This window comes from Shewanella electrica, assembly GCF_022321485.1.
GTDB lineage: Bacteria > Pseudomonadota > Gammaproteobacteria > Enterobacterales > Shewanellaceae > Shewanella > Shewanella electrica.
Map to the genome: position 1 here is coordinate 1 of NZ_JAKOGG010000218.1, position 277 is coordinate 277.

Below are 277 nucleotides of genomic sequence, written 5' to 3' on the forward strand. Positions count from 1 at the left end.
TCCATGATAAATTACTGTTTGGTCTTCTAAATTCTGGACTTGTATATGAAGAATAAGCATTAATTACTTCTCCATCAGGATTCATTACATAACCATAAATATAATCATCATTTAAAGTACCTTCAGGGAAACGCAATGTATATCTACCATCTTCATCAGTTTCACCATAAACTGTAGCTGAAATATATTCCGGATGATCAGTTAATAGTGTTTTTGCAGCATCTGCTCTTTCTGATTCAGGTAAACTTTCTACTTGTGCTTTGTATGCCTGAGCACC

1 protein-coding gene is annotated in these 277 nt (G+C 33.9%); it reads right to left on the reverse strand.

Annotated features, from left to right (window positions below):
- The coding region (locus tag L9G74_RS20435) for a hypothetical protein (RefSeq protein ID WP_238898597.1) at positions 1–277 on the reverse strand (277 nt) is incomplete at both ends.